Origin of the sequence: Pseudomonas sp. NFXW11, from assembly GCF_049887815.1 — a bacterium.
In the GTDB taxonomy this organism is placed as follows: Bacteria; Pseudomonadota; Gammaproteobacteria; order Pseudomonadales; family Pseudomonadaceae; genus Aquipseudomonas.
In genome coordinates this window covers 125813-146573 of the sequence record NZ_JAGEKI010000002.1, presented here as the reverse complement: position 1 = coordinate 146573, position 20761 = coordinate 125813, and the positions used below count along the sequence as shown (strand labels likewise).

19 protein-coding genes are annotated in these 20761 nt (G+C 63.2%); 9 read left to right on the top strand and 10 right to left on the bottom strand.

Features of this window, described 5'->3' with window-relative positions; translation table 11 throughout:
• Nucleotides 1–30: 30 nt before the first annotated feature.
• Complete coding sequence (rho, locus tag J4P02_RS03895) at nt 31–1290, bottom strand: transcription termination factor Rho (RefSeq protein ID WP_044465681.1); 1260 nt, start codon at nt 1288–1290, stop codon at nt 31–33.
• Between the two features lie 244 nt (nt 1291–1534).
• Nucleotides 1535–1864, bottom strand: a complete 330-nt coding sequence (gene trxA / locus J4P02_RS03890) for a thioredoxin TrxA (RefSeq protein WP_044465682.1) — start codon at nt 1862–1864, stop codon at nt 1535–1537.
• Between the two features lie 383 nt (nt 1865–2247).
• On the opposite strand from trxA, the gene ppx reads away from it, so the two are divergent.
• The gene (gene ppx, locus J4P02_RS03885) at nt 2248–3750 is read left to right on the top strand and encodes an exopolyphosphatase (RefSeq protein ID WP_426187954.1); all 1503 of its coding nucleotides are present in this window, start codon (nt 2248–2250) and stop codon (nt 3748–3750) included.
• Between the two features lie 165 nt (nt 3751–3915).
• Here the strand turns inward: ppx and ppk1 are convergent, their stop codons facing one another.
• Nucleotides 3916–6135, bottom strand: coding sequence for a polyphosphate kinase 1 (gene ppk1, locus J4P02_RS03880; RefSeq protein ID WP_426187952.1), 2220 nt, complete (start codon nt 6133–6135; stop codon nt 3916–3918).
• Nucleotides 6136–6153: 18 nt separating this feature from the next.
• Nucleotides 6154–7167 (bottom strand): porphobilinogen synthase, encoded by a 1014-nt coding sequence (gene hemB / locus J4P02_RS03875; protein WP_426187950.1) that lies wholly within the window; start codon nt 7165–7167, stop codon nt 6154–6156.
• A gap of 207 nt (nt 7168–7374) precedes the next feature.
• Between hemB and J4P02_RS03870 the strand changes: the two genes are divergently transcribed.
• Nucleotides 7375–7995, top strand: coding sequence for a DedA family protein (locus J4P02_RS03870; protein ID WP_426187948.1), 621 nt, complete (start codon nt 7375–7377; stop codon nt 7993–7995).
• Nucleotides 7996–8187: 192 nt separating this feature from the next.
• The gene (gene elbB, locus J4P02_RS03865) at nt 8188–8844 is read left to right on the top strand and encodes an isoprenoid biosynthesis glyoxalase ElbB (protein WP_426187946.1); all 657 of its coding nucleotides are present in this window, start codon (nt 8188–8190) and stop codon (nt 8842–8844) included.
• 27 nt (nt 8845–8871) lie between these two features.
• On the opposite strand, the gene J4P02_RS03860 is transcribed toward elbB, so the two are convergent.
• Complete coding sequence (locus J4P02_RS03860; protein ID WP_426187944.1) at nt 8872–9327, bottom strand: YaiI/YqxD family protein; 456 nt, start codon at nt 9325–9327, stop codon at nt 8872–8874.
• Nucleotides 9328–9408: 81 nt separating this feature from the next.
• Complete coding sequence (locus J4P02_RS03855; protein WP_426187942.1) at nt 9409–11307, bottom strand: FTR1 family protein; 1899 nt, start codon at nt 11305–11307, stop codon at nt 9409–9411.
• Between the two features lie 409 nt (nt 11308–11716).
• On the opposite strand from J4P02_RS03855, the gene J4P02_RS03850 reads away from it, so the two are divergent.
• From J4P02_RS03850 to J4P02_RS03835, 4 genes are read left to right on the top strand one after another with little or no spacing between them, the layout of a single operon-like run.
• Complete coding sequence (locus J4P02_RS03850; protein WP_426187940.1) at nt 11717–13219, top strand: COG3014 family protein; 1503 nt, start codon at nt 11717–11719, stop codon at nt 13217–13219.
• Nucleotides 13220–13231: 12 nt separating this feature from the next.
• Nucleotides 13232–13603: a YcfL family protein gene (locus tag J4P02_RS03845; protein ID WP_060841665.1), complete on the top strand. Its 372-nt coding sequence runs from the start codon at nt 13232–13234 to the stop codon at nt 13601–13603.
• Nucleotides 13604–13636: 33 nt separating this feature from the next.
• Nucleotides 13637–14224: a penicillin-binding protein activator LpoB gene (gene lpoB / locus J4P02_RS03840; protein ID WP_426187938.1), complete on the top strand. Its 588-nt coding sequence runs from the start codon at nt 13637–13639 to the stop codon at nt 14222–14224.
• A gap of 3 nt (nt 14225–14227) precedes the next feature.
• Nucleotides 14228–14971: a penicillin-binding protein activator LpoB gene (locus tag J4P02_RS03835; RefSeq protein ID WP_426187936.1), complete on the top strand. Its 744-nt coding sequence runs from the start codon at nt 14228–14230 to the stop codon at nt 14969–14971.
• A gap of 57 nt (nt 14972–15028) precedes the next feature.
• On the opposite strand, the gene J4P02_RS03830 is transcribed toward J4P02_RS03835, so the two are convergent.
• From J4P02_RS03830 to J4P02_RS03820, 3 genes are all read right to left on the bottom strand, one after another.
• A complete protein-coding gene (locus tag J4P02_RS03830) occupies nt 15029–15661 on the bottom strand; it encodes a LysE family transporter (protein WP_426187934.1) in 633 nt (210 codons plus the stop codon).
• A gap of 148 nt (nt 15662–15809) precedes the next feature.
• Nucleotides 15810–16385: a mechanosensitive ion channel domain-containing protein gene (locus tag J4P02_RS03825; RefSeq protein ID WP_426187932.1), complete on the bottom strand. Its 576-nt coding sequence runs from the start codon at nt 16383–16385 to the stop codon at nt 15810–15812.
• Entirely contained in the window at nt 16385–18295 is a 1911-nt protein-coding gene (locus tag J4P02_RS03820; RefSeq protein WP_426187930.1) for an ATP-binding cassette domain-containing protein, read from the bottom strand. The genes J4P02_RS03825 and J4P02_RS03820 overlap by 1 nt, the downstream gene beginning before the upstream one ends.
• A 50-nt stretch (nt 18296–18345) precedes the next feature.
• Here J4P02_RS03820 and J4P02_RS03815 point away from each other — a divergent pair, with 50 nt between their 5' ends.
• Nucleotides 18346–18810, top strand: coding sequence for a TIGR02444 family protein (locus J4P02_RS03815; RefSeq protein ID WP_426187928.1), 465 nt, complete (start codon nt 18346–18348; stop codon nt 18808–18810).
• On the opposite strand, the gene J4P02_RS03810 is transcribed toward J4P02_RS03815, so the two are convergent.
• The gene (locus J4P02_RS03810) at nt 18807–19853 is read right to left on the bottom strand and encodes an AlgP family protein (protein ID WP_426187926.1); all 1047 of its coding nucleotides are present in this window, start codon (nt 19851–19853) and stop codon (nt 18807–18809) included. The two genes, J4P02_RS03815 and J4P02_RS03810, sit on opposite strands and share 4 nt — an antisense overlap.
• A gap of 193 nt (nt 19854–20046) precedes the next feature.
• Here J4P02_RS03810 and J4P02_RS03805 point away from each other — a divergent pair, with 193 nt between their 5' ends.
• The gene (locus J4P02_RS03805) at nt 20047–20712 is read left to right on the top strand and encodes an FKBP-type peptidyl-prolyl cis-trans isomerase (RefSeq protein WP_426187924.1); all 666 of its coding nucleotides are present in this window, start codon (nt 20047–20049) and stop codon (nt 20710–20712) included.
• The last annotated feature ends 49 nt before the right edge of the window (nt 20713–20761 follow it).

Genomic DNA, 20761 nt, shown 5'->3' with positions numbered 1-20761 from the left:
GTTTCCCCGGCTCTTGCTGGCCTGTTCGACTTACTTGCGTTTCATCGACAGGAAGAACTCATCGTTGGTCTTGGTCTGTTTCAGCTTGTCGACCAGGAACTCGATGGCGGCGACTTCATCCATAGGATGCAGCAGCTTGCGCAGGATCCACATGCGCTGCAGCTCGTCGTCGGCGGTCAGCAACTCTTCGCGGCGGGTGCCGGACTTGTTGATGTTGATGGCCGGGAACACACGCTTCTCGGCGATGCGGCGGTCCAGGGGCAGCTCCATGTTGCCGGTACCCTTGAACTCTTCGTAGATCACTTCGTCCATCTTCGAGCCGGTTTCAACCAGCGCGGTGGCGATGATGGTCAGCGAGCCGCCTTCCTCGATGTTGCGCGCGGCGCCGAAGAAACGCTTGGGTTTCTCCAGGGCGTGGGCATCGACACCACCAGTCAGGACCTTGCCGGAGCTCGGGATCACGGTGTTGTAGGCACGGGCCAGGCGGGTGATGGAGTCCAGCAGGATTACCACGTCCTTCTTGTGCTCCACCAGGCGCTTGGCCTTCTCGATCACCATCTCGGCCACTTGCACGTGGCGGGTTGGCGGCTCGTCGAAGGTGGAGGCGACCACTTCGCCGCGCACGGTGCGCTGCATCTCGGTCACTTCTTCCGGACGCTCATCGATCAGCAGCACGATCAGGTGAACTTCCGGGTTGTTGCGGGTGATGTTCGACGCGATGTTCTGCAGCATGATGGTCTTGCCCGCCTTCGGCGGAGCAACGATCAGGCCACGCTGGCCCTTGCCGATTGGCGCACACAGGTCGATCACGCGACCGGTCAGGTCTTCGGTGGAACCGTTGCCGGCTTCCATCTTCATGCGCACGGTAGGGAACAACGGCGTCAGGTTTTCGAACAGGATCTTGTTCTTGGCGTTCTCTGGGCGGTCGTAGTTGATGGTATCGACCTTGAGCAGCGCGAAGTAACGCTCGCCTTCCTTGGGAGGGCGGATCTTGCCAACGATGGTGTCACCGGTGCGCAAGTTGAAGCGGCGGATCTGGCTTGGCGAGACGTAGATATCGTCCGGACCGGCCAGGTAGGAGGCATCGGAGGAGCGAAGGAAGCCGAAGCCGTCCTGGAGGATCTCCAGCACGCCATCACCGGAGATTTCCTCACCGCTTTTCGCGTGCTTTTTCAGCAGGGAGAAAATCACGTCCTGCTTGCGCGAACGGGCCATATTTTCTATGCCCATCTGTTCGGCCAATTCGAGCAGTTCGGTAATCGGCTTTTGCTTGAGTTCAGTCAGATTCATATAGGAATGACGTAATCATTTATAGAGGGGGAAATTAAGCTTTTGGCTTAATGAGGCCGCGCCGCGGAGAAGGCGACAGGATCGCGTACTTATTCGAAAAGGAGAGCGTCGGCGACGGCTTGCAGGGGGCACTGGAGAAACCAGTGCGGGGCCGAATGTAACACCTGAATTTCGGAGCGTCTAGCCCTCTATCACGAAAAAGCCCCGCATTTTGCGGGGCTTTTCCAGGGCGCTAAATCGACACTTAGATGTTGGCGTCGAGGAAGGCAGCCAGCTGCGACTTCGACAGCGCACCTACCTTGGTGGCCTCTACGTTGCCGTTCTTGAACAGCATCAGGGTCGGGATACCACGTACGCCATGCTTGGCCGGGGTTTCCTGGTTTTCGTCGATGTTCAGCTTGGCAACGGTCAGTTTGCCTTTATAGGTTTCAGCAATTTCGTCCAGAACCGGAGCGATCATTTTGCATGGGCCGCACCACTCAGCCCAGTAGTCGACCAGTACAGCGCCTTCGGCTTTGAGTACGTCGGTCTCGAAGCTGGCATCGCTGACGTGTTTGATAAGATCGCTGCTCATGGAATTCTCCAGGTTGTAAGCAAAAAAACGTGGCCCATCATATCTGCCCTTCCCGCGTTCAGGAAGCCGGAGATGATTGACTCTAACTATGGTGCCCCATGGATTTGGGTATAGCTCAAAGCCGCAACAGGCGCGTCTGGCAAAGCCCCCACCAATGCTGCCAGACGTACCCGCACAGGGCTTTCGCCGGTTCACCCAGGGAACATAAACCGCTGGTCGACACGCCCACTCGCCCGCTTTTGCCTGGAAACCCCTCGGGAGATCGATGCCACACCCCTCTGGCGAATGCTTTTATGAGTTGAATCAAGCCTTTGGACACTGTGCGTTGGCGCAGGCCGTTGATCGTGGCAGGATGGCGAGGTTATCGACCGAGACCCCCAACCATGCCCCAATCCCAAGCCAAGAATCTGTCCCTGATCGCCGCGATCGATCTGGGCTCCAACAGCTTTCACATGGTCGTGGCCAAGGCCCGGAACGGTGAAATCCGCATTCTCGAGCGGCTGGGTGAAAAGGTCCAACTGGCCGCCGGTATCAATGAAGAACGCCAGCTCAACGAAGAGTCCATGCAGCGCGGCCTCGACTGCCTCAAGCGCTTCGCCCAACTGATCAACGGCATGCCCCAGGGCACCGTGCGCATCGTCGGCACCAATGCCTTGCGCGAAGCGCGCAACCGCGGCGAGTTCATTCGCCGCGCCGAAGAAATCCTCGGCCATCCGGTGGAAGTCATCTCCGGCCGTGAAGAGGCCCGCCTGATCTACCTTGGCGTCTCCCACACCCTCGCCGACACCCCGGGCAAGCGCCTGGTGGCCGACATCGGCGGCGGCAGTACCGAATTCATCATTGGCCAGCGCTTCGAACCGCTGCTGCGGGAAAGCCTGCAGATGGGCTGCGTCAGCTTCACCCAGCGCTACTTCCGCGACGGCAAGATCACCCCGGCACGCTACGCCCAGGCCTATACCGCCGCGCGCCTGGAAATCATGAGCATCGAGCATGCCCTGCATCGCCTGACCTGGGACGAAGCCATCGGCTCCTCCGGCACCATTCGCGCCATCGGCCTGGCCCTCAAGGCCGGCGGCCAAGGCAGCGGTGAGGTCAACGCCGAAGGCCTGGCCTGGCTCAAGCGCAAGCTGTTCAAGCTCGGCGATGCCGAGAAAATCGATTTCGAAGGCATCAAGCCCGATCGCCGGGCGATCTTCCCCGCCGGCCTGGCGATTCTCGAAGCCATCTTCGACGCCCTGGAACTGCAACGCATGGACCACTGCGAAGGCGCCCTGCGTGAAGGCGTGCTCTACGACCTGCTGGGCCGCCATCACCACGAAGACGTGCGCGAACGCACCCTCGGCTCGCTGATGGAGCGCTATCACGTCGACCTGGAGCAGGCCTCGCGGGTCGAAGGCAAGGCCCTGCGCGCCTTCGACCAGGTGGCCGCCGACTGGGACCTGGAAGACGGCATCTGGCGCGAACTGCTGGGCTGGGCCGCCAAGGTCCACGAAGTGGGGCTCGATATCGCCCACTACCACTACCACAAGCACGGCGCCTACCTGATCGAGCACTCGGACCTGGCCGGTTTCTCCCGGGAAGACCAGCAAATGCTCGCCTTGCTGGTGCGCGGCCATCGCCGCAATATTCCCAAGGAGAAGTTCGCCGAGTTCGGCGACGACGGCATCAAGCTGATCCGCCTCTGCGTGCTGCTGCGCTTCGCCATCCTGTTCCACCATATCCGCGGCACCCAGCAGATGCCCCAGGTGAAACTCAGCGCCGAAGGCGACCAGCTGGACCTGGAATTCCCGGCCAACTGGCTGGATGAAAACCAGCTGACCCAGGCCGACTTCGCCCTGGAAGCGGAATGGCTGACCCGGGTCGGCATCGTGCTCAACGTCAGCTGATCCGGCGCAAACGCTTTTTAGGAGCCGGCTTGCCGGCGAATAGGCCCTCAAGTATTGCAGCGCCCTTGAGGCAGCCTTCGCTGGCAAGCCAGCTCCTACGGGCCAGCGCATAAAAAAGGCCAGCCCGGTGATCGGGCTGGCCTTTTTTGTGGTTGCCCAAAGCGCTTAGCGCACCGGCAATACCGGGCTGCCAAGGCGCTCCAGCAGAGTGGCCTGGGCACTGCGTGGGTTCTGGTTGCCGGTCGGCGTGTTACGGATGTAACGACCGTCGGACTGCAGGCTCCAGCTGTGAGTGTTGTCCGTGAGGTAGCTTTCCAGCTCCTTCTTGACCCGCAGGATCAGCTTCTTACCTTCCACCGGGAAGCAGGTCTCGACCCGCTTGTCGAGGTTGCGCTCCATCCAGTCGGCACTGGAGAGGAACATCTGCTCCTCACCGCCGTTGAGGAAGTAGAACACCCGGGTGTGCTCGAGGAAGCGGCCGATGATCGAGCGCACGTGGATGTTGTGCGAGACCCCGGCAATCCCCGGACGCAGGCAGCACATGCCACGCACCACCAGGTCGATGCGCACCCCGGACTGGCTGGCCTTGTACAGCGCGCGAATGATCTTCGGATCGGTCAGCGAGTTGAACTTGGCGATGATATGCGCCGGCTTGCCGTCCAGGGCGAACTGGGTCTCCCGGGCGATCATGTCGAGCATGCCCTTCTTCAGGGTGAACGGCGCGTGCAGCAGCTTCTTCATGCGCAGGGTCTTGCCCATGCCGATCAGCTGGCTGAACAGCTTGCCGACGTCTTCGCACAAGGCATCGTCGGACGTCAGCAGGCTGTAGTCGGTGTACAGGCGGGCGTTGGCCGCATGGTAGTTGCCGGTGCCCAGGTGCGCGTAACGCACGATCTCGCCGGCTTCGCGACGCAAGATCAGCATCATCTTGGCGTGGGTCTTGAAGCCCACCACGCCGTAGATCACCACCGCGCCGGCTGCTTGCAGGCGGCTGGCCATCTGCAGGTTGGACTCTTCATCGAAGCGCGCGCGCAATTCGATCACCGCGGTGACTTCCTTGCCGTTGCGCGCCGCGTCCACCAGGGCGTCGACGATTTCCGAGTTGGCGCCGGAGCGGTACAGGGTCTGGCGCACCGCCAGTACGTGCGGGTCCTTGGCGGCCTGGCGCAGCAGGTCGACCACCGGAGTGAAGGACTCGAACGGGTGCAGCAGCAGGATGTCCTGCTTGCTGATCACACTGAAAATGTTCTCGCTGTTCTGCAGCAGCTTGGGGATCTGCGGAGTGAACGGCGGGTGCTGCAGCTCCGGATGGCTGTCCAGGCCGGTGATGCTGAACAGCCGGGTCAGGTTCACCGGGCCATTGACCTGATACAGCTCGGTCTCGTGCAGGTTGAACTGCTTGAGCAGGTAGTCCGACAGGTGCTTGGGGCAGGTATCGGCCACTTCCAGGCGCACCGCATCGCCGTAGCGACGGGAGAACAGTTCGCCGCGCAGGGCCCGGGCCAGGTCTTCGACGTCCTCGGTATCCACCGCCAGGTCGGCGTTACGGGTCAGGCGGAACTGGTAGCAGCCCTTCACCTTCATGCCCTGGAACAGGTCATCGGCGTGGGCGTGGATCATCGACGAGAGGAACACATAGTTGTCCCCCGCGCCGCCGACCTCTTCCGGCACCTTGATGATCCGCGGCAACAAGCGCGGCGCCGGGATGATCGCCAGGCCGGAATCGCGACCGAAGGCATCGATACCCTCGAGCTCGACGATGAAGTTCAGGCTCTTGTTCACCAGCAACGGGAAGGGGTGCGTCGGGTCCAGGCCGATGGGGGTGATGATCGGCGCGATCTCGTCGCGGAAGAAGCGCCGCACCCAGGTCTTGAGCTTGGTGGTCCAGTGACGACGACGGATAAAGCGGATCTGGTGCTTCTCCAGCTCCGGCAACAGGATGTCGTTGAGGATCGCGTACTGGCGATCGACATGGCCATGCACCAGGTCGCTGATCCGCGCCAGCGCCTGGTGCGGCTGCAGGCCATCGGCCCCGGCTTGCTCACGGGCGAAGGTGATCTGCTTCTTCAGGCCGGCCACGCGGATCTCGAAGAACTCGTCCAGGTTGCTGGAGAAGATCAGCAGGAACTTCAGGCGCTCCAGCAACGGGTAGGACTCATCCAGTGCCTGTTCCAACACGCGGATATTGAACTGCAGCTGCGACAGCTCGCGGTGGATATACAGGCTGCTGTCGTCCAGGTTGGGGATCACCAGCGCCGGCGTCGGCTGCGCCTCGGCCACCACGGCGGCCGGTGCAGGTTCCAGCTCGGGCGGGGTTTCAACCACCTGCTCGACCACCGGCTGAGCTTCTTTTACGGCAACTTCTGAGAGTCCTTCAGTATTCATCGCGTGTTCCTGGGAGGGCTATTTTTGCTCTCGTAACAATTGAGCAGCACGAACGGCAAAGTAAGTCAGGATGCCATCGGCACCCGCACGTTTGAAAGCGGTCAGGGACTCAAGGATAACCCCTTCGCCCAGCCAGCCATTGTGGATCGCCGCCATGTGCATGGCGTATTCGCCGCTGACCTGATAGACAAAGGTCGGCACCTTGAATTCCTCTTTCACCCGCCAAAGGATGTCCAGGTACGGCATGCCCGGCTTGACCATGACCATATCCGCGCCTTCCGCCAGGTCCGCCGCCACTTCATGCAGGGCTTCGTGACCGTTGGCCGGGTCCATCTGGTACGAGGCCTTGTCGGCCTTGCCCAGGTTCAGCGCCGAGCCCACCGCATCGCGGAACGGGCCGTAGTAGGCGCTGGCGTACTTGGCCGAATAGGCCATGATCCGCACATTGACCTGCCCCGCCAGTTCCAGGGCCTCGCGGATCGCCTGCACCCGTCCATCCATCATGTCCGAAGGCGCCACCACCTGGGCACCGGCTTCGGCATGGGACAGGGCCTGGCGCACCAGGGCATCGACGGTGATGTCGTTCTGCACATAGCCGTGTTCGTCGAGAATGCCGTCCTGGCCATGGGTGGTGAACGGGTCCAGGGCCACGTCGGTGATTACCCCCAGCCCAGGGAAACGTTCGCGCAGGGCACGGGTGGCGCGCTGGGCAATACCCTGCGGGTTCCAGGCTTCGGCTGCATCCAGCGACTTGAGTTCAGCGGGCGTCACCGGAAACAGCGCCAGGGCCGGAATGCCCAACTCGACCCAGTGCGCCGCCTCTTTGAGCAGCAGGTCGATGCTCAGGCGCTCGACGCCGGGCATCGAGGCCACCGCCTCGCGACGGTTCTCACCATCGAGCACGAACACCGGCAGGATCAGGTCATCCACGCTCAACCGATTCTCACGCACCAGGCGGCGGGAAAAATCATCACGGCGATTACGCCGCAGACGAGTGGCAGGAAACAGGCGATTGGCGGGAGTAAAGCTCACGACGGACTCCATGGCCCGCGCTGGCGGGCGAGCGTGACAGTTATAAGCGGGCATTATGACGAACAGATGACAGTTGTGCGCAAGCTGTTGACCGGCAGCAATACTCATTGTTATTGGCCGATTTGTTCACGTCGAGACACATTTCGATACTTTCGCGAACGTCGATGAAGGGGTAGGCTGCGCGTTCATTTCGCCAGCATCCAGACAATGCTCCAACAATTTCTTCAGGATTTCGGCTACTTCGCCCTCTTTCTCGGCACGTTTTTCGAAGGCGAAACCATTCTGGTTCTAGCCGGGTTTCTAGCGTTCCGCGGATACATGGATATCAACCTGGTGATGGTGGTTGCCTTCTTCGGCAGCTATGCCGGTGACCAGCTGTGGTACTTCCTGGGGCGCAAGCATGGCCGCAAGCTGCTGGCGCGCAAGCCGCGCTGGCAAATGATGGGCGACCGGGCGCTGGAGCATATCCGCAAGCACCCGGACATCTGGGTATTGAGCTTCCGTTTCGTCTACGGGCTGCGCACCGTGATGCCGGTGGCCATCGGCCTGTCCGGCTATCCGCCGGGCCGCTACCTGCTGCTCAACGGCATTGGCGCGGCAGTCTGGGCCGTGGCCCTGGCCCAGGCCGCCTACCATTTCGGCGCGATGATGGAAGGCATGCTTGGCAGCATCAAGAAGTACGAACTCTGGGTACTGGGTGCGCTGCTGGTACTGGGCTTCTGCCTGTGGCTGCGGCGGCGGTTCAAGAACGCGCGCCTGGCCAGGCAGATCTACGAGGCGGAACAGACCGCCGGGCAGGCCAAGCCCCCGACCACCCCGGCCGAGTGAGATCCTGGCCGCAGTCATGCGGCCTGCTGCAACTGTGCCACTCTCTGGAACCGCAAGCCTGCAGCTGACCCATGGCCGCTGCCGCCTTGCAGCGTTTCGGCCCAGCATCACCCCACTGCACCGTGACAGCCGCCTTGGCGAGCGGCGACAATCCGCCAGACCTTTAGCGCCATGAATCTGGAGAAAAGCCCTATGAGCAAAAAAGTTGCAGTGATCCTTTCCGGTTGCGGCGTCTTCGACGGTGCCGAGATCCACGAAAGCGTGATCACCCTGCTGCGCCTCGACCAGCGCGGTGCCAAGGTGCAGTGCTTCGCCCCCAACATCCCCCAGATGCATGTGCTCAACCACCTGACCGGCGAAGCCATGGCCGAGAGCCGCAACGTGCTGGTGGAATCGGCGCGCATCGCCCGGGGCGAGGTCAAGGACCTGGCCCAGGCCAATGTCGACGACTTTGACGCGCTGATCGTGCCCGGCGGTTTCGGCGCCGCCAAGAACCTCTCCAGCTTCGCCACCGAGGGCGCCGCCTGCACCGTCCAGGCCGATGTCCTGGCCCTGGCCGAGGCCTTTGCCGAAGCGGGCAAGCCGGTGGGCCTGATGTGCATCGCCCCGGCCCTGGCGGCGAAGATCTATGGCCCCGGCGTAACCTGCACCATCGGCAACGATGCCGACACCGCTGCGGCGCTGGGCAAGATGGGCGCCAGCCACGCCGAGTGCGCAGTGGGCGACATAGTCGAGGACAAGGCACGCAAACTGGTGAGCACCCCGGCCTATATGCTGGCGCAATCCATCAGCGAAGCCGCTTCGGGCATCAACAAGCTGGTGGACCGGGTACTGGAACTGACCCACTAAAACCGGCTGCAACCCCGGCCTGTAGTCTCAGGCCTGGCGTGCCAGGCGGGTGAGGATTCGGTCCAGGGCATTGGCAAACGCCTGTTTCTCCCGGTCGCCATAGGGCGCCTGGCCGCCACTGACCTGCCCCTGCTCGCGCAGGTCGGTGAACAGGTTGCGCACCGCCAGGCGCTCGCCCATGTTCTGCGCATCGAACTCCTTGCCCCGCGGATCGAGGGCCGCCACGCCCTTCTTCACCAGCCGATCGGCCAACGGCACATCGCTGCAGATCACCAGCTCACCGGGCACCGCGTGCTCCACTAAATAGTCATCGGCGGCATCGGGACCACTGGGCACCACGATCAGCCTGACACAGGCAAAGGCCGGCTTGCTCAGGGGCTGCCCGGCCACCAACAGCACGTCGAACTGGCGCTTGAGGGCAAAACGCACCACTTGCTCCTTGGCCGCCTTGGGACAAGCATCGGCATCGATCCACACACGCATTGCAACGCTCCTCACAGAATGCACAACGGGCAAGCCGCCCCCATGGGAACGAACTTGCCCGCGATCAGCCCCGTTGCCGGCTCAGGACGCCCGCACCCGCTGCTTCTCGGCCATGCGGCTGCGGCTGTAGAGCACCACGATCGCCAGGATCGCCAGCGCCTGAGCGCCCAACGAATAGGCGTCGGCGTGAATTCCCAGCCAGTCGAAGTCGAAGAACGGCACAGGCCGGGTACCGAAGATCCCCGCCTCCTGCAACGCCTTGACCCCGTGCCCGGCAAACACCACCGACAAGGCGCAGAGCAGCGCCGCGTTGATGCCGAAGAACAGCGCCAAAGGCAACTTGGCCGAACCCCGCAGAATCACCCATGCCAGGCCCACCAGCAGCACCAGGGCGGTGGCGCCGCCGGCCAGCACGGCGTTGTGCCCGGCGGGACCTGCTTGCAGCCACAGGGTTTCGTAGAACAGGATCACCTCGAACAGCTCGCGATACACCGAGAAGAACGCCAGCACCGCGAAACCGAAGCGCCCGCCGCCGCCCACCAGGCTGCTCTTGATGTAGTCCTGCCAGGCCGCCGCATGCCGACGGTCGTGCATCCACACCCCGAGCCACAGCACCATGACGCTGGCGAACAGCGCGGTGGCGCCTTCCAGCAGTTCGCGCTGGGAACCGCTGACGTCGATCACATAGGCCGCCAGGGCCCAGGTGCCCAGGCCCGCCAGCAGCGCCAGGCCCCAGCCAACGTTGACGCTGCGCACCGCCGATTGCTGGCCGGTGTTACGCAGGAAGGCGAGGATCGCCGCCAGCACCAGAATGGCTTCCAGGCCTTCGCGCAAGAGGATCAGCAAGCCGGAGATAAAACTCAGTGACCAGCTCAGGCTGTCGCCCCCCAGCAGCTCGGCAGAAGCCTTGAGCTTGGCCTTGGCAGCATCCAGGCGCTGCTCCGCCTGGGCCACCGGCAAACCGTCCTGCAGCGACTGACGGTAGGCCATCAGGGCCTTCTCGGTGTCTTTGCGGACCGTGGCATCGACGTTGTCCAGGGAGCTTTCCACCAGCTCGAAGCCTTCCAGGTAGGCCGCTACCGACAGGTCGTAGGCTTGCTCGTGATCGCCATTGCGATAGGCCGCAAGGCTCTTGTCCAGGGTCGAGGCGGTGTAGTCCAGCAACTGCGCCGGGCCACGCTTGACCTGCGGCGGCTGGGCGCGCTGGGCGCGGAAGGTGGCCGCCGCTTCAGGGCCCTGGGCGGCCAGCACCTCGCCAGGGGTCTGCCGGGCCAGGTCGGCCAGGTTGAAACTCTGGGCACCCTTGGCCGTCGCCGGGTCGGCACTGAAACTGGCGATATAGGTGGCCAGGTCCCAACGCTGACGATCGTCCAGCTGGTCGGCGAAGGACGGCATATCGGTGCCCTCCACTCCCAGCCCCAGGGTGTTGTAGATGGCATACAGGCTCAGGCGGTCCAGGCGCGTGGCGTCCCGCAGATTGGCCGGTGGCGGCGTCATGCCGACCCCCGCCGGACCGTCGCCAGCACCCTGTTCGCCATGGCACACCGAGCAATGCTGGGCATACAGCGGCGCGCCGCGACTAGGGTCCGGGGTGATGATCGGCGCCTGGCTGACCTCATAGGCCACTGCCAGGCGAGCACCCGTCTGCCGCGCCAGACGCGCCACCTGACTGCCCTCTGCACGTTCGGCCACCGCCTTGCGCAGGTTGGCGACGCCCTGCTCCAGCTCGGCCTTCTCCGGCTTGGCCGGCAGATCGGCGATCAACCCCTGCAAGACCCCGAGAAACTCCACCTGCTCGCGATACTCGGACTCGTCGATGACCTTGCCCGCCTCCACCGTGGCCGGGTAATCCGCGCCTATGTAATCCAGCAGATGCAAGGCCTTGGGTGCGCCATCGACAGTATCGGCCCGGAGGTTGAAGCTGCAGAGCACCAGTACCGGCAACACCAGCAGCGCCAGTAAACGGGAAGAGGCAGTCATGAACGATTCTCAAAGGGAAATACGAAGTAACATATTGTTCACTCCCAAAGGCTTTCACTCAAGGCTTATCGACCCGCAGAAACATCTTCGAGCGATACCGGCCTGCCCTGCAGCGCTGCTTCAAGCCTGCCTGCAAGGCGCCTGGCAGCGCTTACAGAAGCTTGTGCCGCCCTGTCCGGCACTCAATGAGCAGCGGCTCATATAGTGGCCAGCCTCAATCAAATTGAGGTTAAAAAGCCATTACAGCACCGGAAACCGCGTCTATAATGCCGCGCCCTCTTTATTGCTAGATGGCATTTGAGCTCCTCTGTTTATGAGGAATTGGCAGGGTAGCCATTGTTCCTGTCAGTGGGTCCGTCCAGCCCGACCCGCACGCCAGGCTGTCTCATTCAGGGAAGAAGAAGTACCCATGGCATCCCGCGCCCTCACCACCCTTGCGCTCAGCGCAGTCACCCTGCTTGCCGGCTGCTCGGCCTTTCGCAGCTACGACAACGAGCTTCAGGAAACCAATCAGCAACTGCGCTCCGGCAATGTCGAGGCGGCCCTGACCCTGCTGGAAAAGAACAACAAGGGTGAAGACAAGGACCTGCTCTACTACTTCGAAAAGGGCGAGCTGCTGCGGGCCAAGGGCGATCTCGATGGCAGCCAGGCCGCCTGGGGCCATGCCGATCAGGTGGTAGGCGTGTGGGAAGATTCGGTCAAGCTCGACACTGAAAAGTACCTGGCCCAGTTCGGCAGCTTCCTGGTCAACGACAAGGTCCGCCGCTACGAAGGCTATGACTACGAAAAAGTCATGCTGACTACCCAGATGGCCATGAACCTGCTGGCCAACAACGACTTCGACGGCGCCCGCACCGCGATCAAGAAGACCCACGAGCGCGAAGCGGTGATCGCCGAACTGCGGGACAAGGAATACCTCAAGCGCGAGGACGAGGCCGAGAAGCAAGGGATCAAGACCGAGTACAAGGACCTCCAGGGCTACCCGGTGGCCGCCCTCGACGCCCCGGATGTGGTCGGCCTGAAAAATAGCTACCAGAGCGCCTTCAGCCACTACCTGGCAGGTTTTGTCTACGAAGCCCTGGGCGAGAAGGACCTGGCAGCCCCCGGCTACCGCAAGGCCGCCGAGCTGCGTCCCAACACCCCGCTGCTGGAGCAGGCCCTGCTGAACCTGGATGCCCCCGTGGAACCGGTGAAGGTAGAGGCCGCAACCAAATCCTCGAAGTCCAAGCGCAAGAACGCCACCAAAGCCTCGGCCAAGGAACCGCTCAAGGCACCGGCTGCGCCAGCCCTGGCGGCGGATGAAAGCGACGTGCTGATCGTGGTGCAAAGCGGCCTGGCCCCGGCCCGTGACTCGGTGCGCATTCCCCTGCCGCTGCCGATCAACGGCAATCTGGTGATCACCCCGCTGTCGTTCCCTGTTATCAAGCCCGACACCTCGACCCAGGCCTTCGCGCAGATCGGCGTCGATGGCCAGCAACAGGAACTGACCCTGCTCAACAGCACCACCGCCATGTCCCGCCGCGCCCTGCGTGACGACATGCCGGGGATCATCCTGCGCACCACCGTACGCGCCGTGACCCGTGGCGTGGCGCAAAAGAACCTGAATGAGGTCAACCCGCTGGCCGGCCTGGCCGTGGGCCTGGCGTCGGCCGTTACCGAAGGCGCGGACACCCGCACTTGGCGCACCCTGCCGGACAACACCCAAGTGGTGCGCCTGCGCCTCAAGCAGGGCGAACACAGCCTGAGCCTGCCCAACGCCCTGGGCGGTAGCCAGGTGCAGGTCAAGGTCGAGCGCCGCTACCAGGTGATCGCCCTGCGGGTCATTGGCAACCAGGTATTCAGCAGCGGCCTGGCCGCTCATGTCATCCCGAACAACGCCGGCCAGAACATGGCCAGCAACCAACGCCCCTAAGCGGAGATTTCCATGCGCTTGAAGCTTCTTGCCGTTGCCGCACTGGCCCTTCTGGCCGGCTGTGCCACCCCTCCACCTCCAGCTCCCGGCAGCGCCGCGAGCAAGGTGGTGGTGATGAACAAGTTCAACAACATCGCCATCGGTGCGATGCGGGTAGCCCGTGAAAACGGCTTCCTGACGGTCAAGGTGGCGCTGAACAACACCAGCCACACCAACATGACCATGTACTACCGCTTCGTCTGGCTGGGCGACGACGGCTTCCCGGTCGCCGACGAGGAAAGCTGGAAAGTCTTCAACCTGTACGCGGCCCAGGCCACTTTCCTGCCGGCCATCGCGCCGGTGCCCAAGGCCACCGACTTCCGCCTGGAAGTCAAAACCCAGTAAGCCGTTCCTGAACCCGATCAAGAGAGCACATCCATGTTTGCACGCTTTTCCTTCCTCGCCGTGGTCGCCCTGCTGACCAGCGGCTGCGCCAACAACTCCCCGGTACTGGGTGGCAAGAACATCGGCTACGGCGACAGCAAGGCCGTGGAACTGGTGACCAACGAGTTCGGTTCCACCGACCTGCAGATGATCGCCGAATCCATGACTCGCTCCCTGGCCCAGTCCGGCATCCTCCAGGGTCGCCCGGTGGTGCAGGTCTACGACGTGAAGAACAAGACCAGCGAGTACATCGATACCCGCGAGATCACCACCTCGATCAAGACCCAGCTGATGAAGTCCGGCACCGCCCGCTTCGCCAGCGACAACACCGCCATGCAGAGCCAGGTCGACCAGCTCAAGCTGCAGAACCAGAGCGGCCTGTACAAGAAAGGCACCGTGGCCAAGACCGGCAACATGATCGCCGCCAAATACCGTCTTGAAGGTTCGATCAGCTCGATCGTCAAGCGCAGCAGCGACTACAAGGACGTCTTCTACAAATTCAGCCTGCAACTGATCGACGTCGAGAGCGGTCTGGCCGAATGGATGGACGAGAAAGAGATCCGCAAGACCACGGAGCGCTAAGCAATGCGTGCATGGATTGGCATCCTGGCCCTGGCCTGTGCGTTCGGCGCGCAGGCGGCCCCGAAAGTCGCAGTCATGGACCTGGCCTACCAGGAACGTGTGCAGGAATACATTCACGTGGTCTCGGCCCAGCAGAACTACCGCGAGGGCTACTACAGCTCCAGCGGTTCGGCCAGCTACAACGAACTGGAAGCCAGCACCAGCTACATCGAGGAAGGTGAACTGCGCAAGTTCACCGGCGACATCAAGGGCGGGATTCTCAAGTCCGGGATGTTCCAGCTGGTGCAGGGTTCGCCCCACACCGATGCGTCCAAGGCCAACGTCTATGACGTGATCAAGCGCATCAAGGCCGGTAACTTCAAGGGTGCCGACTATGTGCTGTTCGGCACCGTGTCGGACATCGACTTCACCCAGGACGTCAACGAACTGGCCAACACCGACAGCTACTCGGCGGTGCTGGGCCTGACCCTGGTGGCGGATTTCAGCCTGATCAACACCCGCACCTTCGAGATCACCTCGGCGTTCACCGCCATGGGCGAAGGCCAGGACACCAAGCTGGTGAACAGCCGCGACATTCGCGTCTCGCTGAACCGGCCACGAGTGGTCCGCGAGGTCTCCAAGGCCTTGGGCGAAGACGTTACCCGGCAGATGGCCGAGCAACTGGGTCGCGGCGGCTACGAGTCGCAGGGCCAGGCGCCACAGCACAACAACCTGCCGCGGGATACCGCGCCGGTGATCCTGCGCTGAATGGCTGAGCCATGAAATAGGCGACCCTCGGGTCGCCTTTTTTTGTGCCTGGAAAACCTACACCGCCGCTCGGCGAATGGTTGCCAAGAGGCCCGCCGCGCCGAGGAACAGGCCGGCGAAAGTGCGGTTCATCCGCCGCTGCTGCACCGGGGTCCGCAGCAAGCGCAGGACCTTGGACGCCAGCCCGGTGTAGCCGGCCATGACGATCAGGTCGACCACTATCATGGTGGCGCCGAGGATCAGGTACTGCTGGAGCAGGGGCGCATGGGGGTCGATGAACTGCGGCAGCACCGCGAGCATGAACACCAGGGCCTTGGGGTTGCTGATGTTCACCAGGAAGCCGCGGAACACCAGGGCCAGGGGCTTGCCGATGGGACGGATGGCGGCGTCATCGCTGAGGTCGCTGGGCAGCGCCCGCCATTGCTTGACCGCCAAGTACACCAGGTAGGCCACGCCGAACCACTTGATCGCATAGAAGGCGGTGGACGAAGCCGCAAGAATGGCGCCGACGCCGGCGGCGACAATGGCGATCTGCATGGCCAGGCCCAGTTGCAGGCCCAGGGCGTTCCAGTAGCCGCGCCAGAAACCGTACTGCAGGCCGCAGGACATCGACGCAATGGCGCCGGCGCCCGGGGAAAGACTGATTACCCAACTGGCGGCAAAGAACGCCAGCCATGTTTCAAGCAACATCGCACACCTCGGATCGAATGGGTCTTGACTGCCTAAGCTATTCCTCTGCCCGGCGGCTGACCATATTTTTTTCACGCAAGATGCAAGATCGGCCCGCCATGGCGAGCAGGGGCGCGCAGTGCGCCCGTACAGGAGGGAATATCCGCGGCTACTGGGTGTCGCCGGGCAGTATGTCGCTGCCGCGCCAACGGCGTACCGAGCGCTGGAAGAACAGGCTGTTGGGCACTTGCACCATGGCGCTGCCGGTGCCGGCTTCCTCGGGCTCGATCAGGGTGGTGTAGAGCAGGTTGATCGCCACCACGCGGCCCTTGATCCCGGGCTTGTCCAAGGTGTCCACCAGTTCCACCACATCCCCCAGGCGGAAGGGGCCGACGGTGAAGATCAGAATTGCGCACAACAGGTTGGAGAGCACGCTCCACATGGCGAAGAACGCCACTGCCGCCACCGCGACAAACCCCGACAGTGCGGTCCACAGCACCGTGGCGGAAACCCCCAGGCGCTCCAGCACGAAGATCACCGCGCTGCCCATGATCAGCCAGCGCAGGCCGCCCCGCAGCGGCATCAGCAATTGCGGGGGGAAGGGATAGCGTTGGCCGAGACGGGTCAGGCCGCGAGCGACAAACCGCTGGGCCAGGTAGCCGGCCAGGAGAATCAGCAGAATCTGTAGCGCAAGCCACAAGGGGGCAACCCATTGCGCCGGCAGGGCCTGTTGCAAGGCCTCCATCAGGACAGCGCCTCGAGTTCCGCCTGCATGCTTTCCAGCAATTCCAGGGCTTCCATCCAGGCCTCTTCCAGCTCGGCTTCCCGAGCCTTGAGCTTGGCTTGCTCAGCCAGCAGGTCGCGCAACTCATCCTTGCGCGCAGCTTCGTACAGGCCGCTGTCGCCCAGGCGGGTCTCGATCTGCGCCAGGCGCCCATGGAGCTTGCCCAGCTCGGCTTCCAGCTTGTCGGCCTCGCGCTTGTGCGGTGCCAGCTGCTGGCGCAGGGCCGCGGCGGCCTGGCGCTGGGCCTTCTTGTCGGTCTTGTCCGGGTTGGCCGGGGTGTTGCTGACCGGCGCATTGCGCAGGCGGTAGTCCACCAGCCAGCGGGCGTAGTCGTCCAGGTCGCCGTCGAACTCCTCGACCTTGCCGTCCGCCACCAGGAAGAAATTGTCGGTGGTGCTCTTGAGCAGATGGCGATCGTGGGACACCACCAGTACCGCACCACTGAACTCCTGCAGGGCCATGGTCAGGGCCAGGCGCATCTCCAGATCCAGGTGGTTGGTGGGTTCGTCGAGCAGCAACAGGTTCGGGCGCTCCCAGGCAATCAGCGCCAGGGCCAGGCGGGCCTTTTCACCACCGGAAAAATTCAGCACCGGCTCGTCGATCCGCGCACCACGGAAGTCGAAACCGCCGAGGAAATCGCGCAGGGTCTGCTCACGCTCAGTGGGCGCCAGGCGCTGCAGATGCAGGAGCGGACTGGCCTTGGAGTCCAGGGAGTCGAGCTGGTGCTGGGCGAAGTAGCCCACCACCGTGTTCTCGCCCCGGGTCAGGCGCCCGGCCAGCGGCGACAGCTCGCCGGAGAGGTTCTTGATCAGGGTCGACTTGCCAGCACCGTTGGGGCCCAGCAGGCCGATCCGCGCACCCGGGGTGAGCTGCAGCTTGACCTTCTCCAGGATCGTGCGCTCGCCATACCCCAGGCGGGCATCGGAGAGGTCGATCAGCGGACTGGAAATCTTTGTCGACTCACGGAAGGTGAAGTCGAACGGCGAGTCGACGTGGGCCGCCGACAGCTCTTCCATGCGCTCCAGGGCCTTGATCCGGCTCTGCGCCTGACGGGCCTTGGTGGCCTGGGCCTTGAATCGCGCAATGTACTTTTCCATGTGCGCACGCTGCGCCTGCTGCTTCTCGTAGGCTTGCTGCTGCTGCGCCAGACGCTCGGCACGGGCCCGCTCGAAGGCACTGTAGCCACCGCGATAGAGGGTGATCTTGCGTTGGTCGACGTGGGCCACGTGATCGACCACGGCATCGAGGAAATCACGGTCGTGGGAAATCAACAGCAAGGTGCCCGGGTAGCCCTTGAGCCACTCTTCCAGCCAGAGGATTGCATCCAGATCCAGGTGGTTGGTGGGCTCGTCGAGCAGCAGCAGGTCCGACGGGCACATCAGCGCCTGGGCCAGGTTCAGGCGCATCCGCCAGCCCCCGGAGAAGTCGCCGACCTGGCGGTCCATCTGTTCGTTGCTGAAGCCCAGGCCGGCCAGCAGCTTGCGCGCCCGGGCATCGGCGGTGTAGCCGTCGGCGCTGTCCAACTCGGCATGCAGCCGGGCCTGGGCGGCGCCGTCATGGGCGGCTTCGGCGGCGGCCAGGTCACGCTGCACCTGACGCAGGCGCAGGTCACCGTCGAGCACATAGTCCACGGCCAGGCGCTCGAGGGTATCGACCTCCTGGCGCATATGGGCGATGCGCCAGTCGGCGGGCAAGAAGCAGTCGCCCGAATCCGGGTGCAGCTCCCCGCGCAACAGGGCGAACAGGCTGGATTTTCCGGCGCCGTTGGCACCGATCAGGCCGGCTTTCTGGCCGGCGTGCAGGGTCAGCTCGGCGTCTTCTAGCAGACGTTGCGGGCCGCGCTGTAAAGTCAGGTTCTGAAGTCGAATCATAATGGCGGCGGAGTCTACCAGCTTCGTTCGCAACTGGCGCGAGTAGCGATATGTCCTCTGACCTGTGGAATTTTTCCCTGAACACCTACGCCCTTTCCGGCGTGCAACAGGCCTGCCTGCAACTACAGGATGCCGGGGCCAATGTCTGCCTGCTGCTCTGTGGCGCCTGGCTGGGCCAGCGTGGAGTGACGTGCAATGAACAACGCTTGCAGCAGTTGCAGGAACTGGCCACGCCCTGGCATCGCGAGGTGATCCAACCCCTGCGCGACCTGCGTATCGGCTGGCGCGCGGCAGCCTGTCAGGACAGCGATTTGCATGCCTTGCGCGAACAACTCAAGGGCCTGGAACTGGAGGCGGAACGGCAGTTGCTGTTGCGCTTGCAGGAACGCTCGCGGGAGTGGCCCGACGCTCAAGCAGGGAGCCTGGATGACTGGCTGGAAGGGGTGGCGGCCGAGGCCGCCGAAGGCAACCGCGACGCGCTGCAAGTGCTGCGCGTCGCGGTGAGCAGCACTTAGGAAGCGCTGGAAGGGGTGCTGGCGGCGGCAGCCGGAGCGGCAACAGATGCAGCGGCAGGTGCTGGCGATGCGGCCGGAGCCGGAGCCGCAGGTTTGGCCACAGCGGCTGCAGGTGCAGCGGGTTTGGCAGCAGCGGGTTTCGCCGCAACAGGCTTGGCGGCTGGCTTGGCGGCCGGTTTTTTCGCGGCCGGCTTGGCAGCAGCCGGTTTGGCAGCCGATGTGGCTGGCTTGGCGGCAGCGGGTTTAGCGGCTGGCTTGGTCGCAGGCTTGGCTGCGGCAACCTTGGCGGCTGGCTTGGCAGCTACCGGCTTGGCGGCTGGTTTCGCGGCAGCGGGTTTGGCCGCTGCAGTTTTGGCCGCAGGCTTGGCTGCTGCTTTGGCAGCGGGTTTTGCTGCCGGTTTAGCAGCTGGCTTGGCGGCTACGGGCTTGGCGGCGGGTTTGCTCGCAGGCTTGGCTGCAGCGACTTTTGCGGCAGGCTTGGCAGCAGCAGGTTTAGCTGCGGCGGCCTTGGCCACTGCCGGTTTGGCCGCTGGTTTGGCGGCGCTGGCAGCAGCCGGTTTTTTCGCGGCGGGCTTGGCCGATGCCTTGGCAGCAGGCTTGGCGGCAGGTGCCTTGGTCGCGGCAACTGCAGCTGGTTTGGCATCACGAGTGCTCAATACCTTGGCCACTGCTTCCTTCACACGACCTACGCCCTGGGCCAGTTTCAGGCTTTCCTGGGCATCGCGCTTGAGCTGCAGAATGTAGCTGCGGGTTTGTGCCTGACGCTCTTTGAGTGCGTCCAGCAGGTCTTCGAGTTCCTTCACTGCGTCCTTGGCCTTGGCTTGTGCCTTGGCTTTGCCGGCTGCTGCGGCGTCCTGCAGTTTGGTGCGCGACTTGTGCAATTTTTCCTGGGCTTTGCCGCGTTGTTTTTCCAGCTTGGCGAGCAGTTTTTCAGCATCAGCCAAGGCTTGGGAACAAGCGTTTTCCAAATGTTCGAGCAAGCTGCCCGACAGCTGTTGGAGCAAGTGCAACGGAGTATTTACAGGCTTCTTATTGGCCGACATGGTGTACCTCCTGGCTGACGTGAGTTGCGGCTCATACTAGACCTCTGCTGCTACCGCCGCTAGGGCATGTTGACAGTAAGCAAAGCCCCGCGTTGCAGCCGCTTGAAAATGTTCTTCGTGGTCTTCGAAGTTGCTCACCAACCCATGCTTTGTCGCTGGCATAATCCACCGCTACTCAGGCCGGAGAGTGCCCATGTCGCGTTACCTGTTCTTGTCCTTGAGCCTGTGCCTGCCACTGGCTCAGGCCGCTGCCGAAGCGCCGTCCAACGACGCTCACGACCTTGCCTACAGCCTGGGCGCGAGCCTCGGCGAACGGCTGCGCGACGAGGTTCCCGAGTTGCAGATCCAGGCCCTGGTGGAAGGTTTGAAGGCGGCCTACCAAGGCCAGCCACTGGCGCTCAAGAACGAGCGCATGGAGCAGATTCTTGCCCAGCATGATGCGCAGGTCAGCGAGCTGGCAGCCAAGTCGCAGACCGAAGCGGCGCTGGAAAATGAACGACGTTTTCTCGATGCGGAAAAGGCCAAGCCCGGGGTTCGCCAGTTGGCCGATGGCATCCTGTTGACCGAGCTGGCCCCCGGCAGCGGCAACAAGGCCAGCGCCAATGGTTCGGTGCAGGTGCGCTACACCGGGAGCCTGCCCGACGGCACGGTGTTCGATCAGAATCAGCAGCCACAATGGTTTCGCCTCGACAGCGTGATCACCGGCTGGCGCAGCGCACTGACCCAGATGCCCACAGGTGCCAGATGGCGCTTGGTGATTCCTTCGAACCAGGCCTATGGCACCGAAGGCGCCGGCGACCTGATCGCGCCTTACACCCCGCTGGTGTTCGAGATCGAATTGCTGGGCGTCGCCGGCTAAGTCGCAGAACGCAAAACGGCACGCCTTGGCGTGCCGTTTCCTTGTAACC

What these genes read in the sequence shown, in the direction of transcription:
- rho (WP_044465681.1), bottom strand. Translation starts at nt 1,290, where the DNA reads ATGAATCTGACTGAACTCAAGCAAAAGCCGATTACCGAACTGCTCGAA.
- trxA (WP_044465682.1), bottom strand. Translation starts at nt 1,864, where the DNA reads ATGAGCAGCGATCTTATCAAACACGTCAGCGATGCCAGCTTCGAGACC.
- ppx (WP_426187954.1), top strand. Translation starts at nt 2,248, where the DNA reads ATGCCCCAATCCCAAGCCAAGAATCTGTCCCTGATCGCCGCGATCGAT.
- ppk1 (WP_426187952.1), bottom strand. Translation starts at nt 6,135, where the DNA reads ATGAATACTGAAGGACTCTCAGAAGTTGCCGTAAAAGAAGCTCAGCCG.
- J4P02_RS03870 (WP_426187948.1), top strand. Translation starts at nt 7,375, where the DNA reads ATGCTCCAACAATTTCTTCAGGATTTCGGCTACTTCGCCCTCTTTCTC.
- elbB (WP_426187946.1), top strand. Translation starts at nt 8,188, where the DNA reads ATGAGCAAAAAAGTTGCAGTGATCCTTTCCGGTTGCGGCGTCTTCGAC.
- J4P02_RS03860 (WP_426187944.1), bottom strand. Translation starts at nt 9,327, where the DNA reads ATGCGTGTGTGGATCGATGCCGATGCTTGTCCCAAGGCGGCCAAGGAG.
- J4P02_RS03855 (WP_426187942.1), bottom strand. Translation starts at nt 11,307, where the DNA reads ATGACTGCCTCTTCCCGTTTACTGGCGCTGCTGGTGTTGCCGGTACTG.
- J4P02_RS03850 (WP_426187940.1), top strand. Translation starts at nt 11,717, where the DNA reads ATGGCATCCCGCGCCCTCACCACCCTTGCGCTCAGCGCAGTCACCCTG.
- J4P02_RS03845 (WP_060841665.1), top strand. Translation starts at nt 13,232, where the DNA reads ATGCGCTTGAAGCTTCTTGCCGTTGCCGCACTGGCCCTTCTGGCCGGC.
- lpoB (WP_426187938.1), top strand. Translation starts at nt 13,637, where the DNA reads ATGTTTGCACGCTTTTCCTTCCTCGCCGTGGTCGCCCTGCTGACCAGC.
- J4P02_RS03835 (WP_426187936.1), top strand. Translation starts at nt 14,228, where the DNA reads ATGCGTGCATGGATTGGCATCCTGGCCCTGGCCTGTGCGTTCGGCGCG.
- J4P02_RS03830 (WP_426187934.1), bottom strand. Translation starts at nt 15,661, where the DNA reads ATGTTGCTTGAAACATGGCTGGCGTTCTTTGCCGCCAGTTGGGTAATC.
- J4P02_RS03825 (WP_426187932.1), bottom strand. Translation starts at nt 16,385, where the DNA reads ATGGAGGCCTTGCAACAGGCCCTGCCGGCGCAATGGGTTGCCCCCTTG.
- J4P02_RS03820 (WP_426187930.1), bottom strand. Translation starts at nt 18,295, where the DNA reads ATGATTCGACTTCAGAACCTGACTTTACAGCGCGGCCCGCAACGTCTG.
- J4P02_RS03815 (WP_426187928.1), top strand. Translation starts at nt 18,346, where the DNA reads ATGTCCTCTGACCTGTGGAATTTTTCCCTGAACACCTACGCCCTTTCC.
- J4P02_RS03810 (WP_426187926.1), bottom strand. Translation starts at nt 19,853, where the DNA reads ATGTCGGCCAATAAGAAGCCTGTAAATACTCCGTTGCACTTGCTCCAA.
- J4P02_RS03805 (WP_426187924.1), top strand. Translation starts at nt 20,047, where the DNA reads ATGTCGCGTTACCTGTTCTTGTCCTTGAGCCTGTGCCTGCCACTGGCT.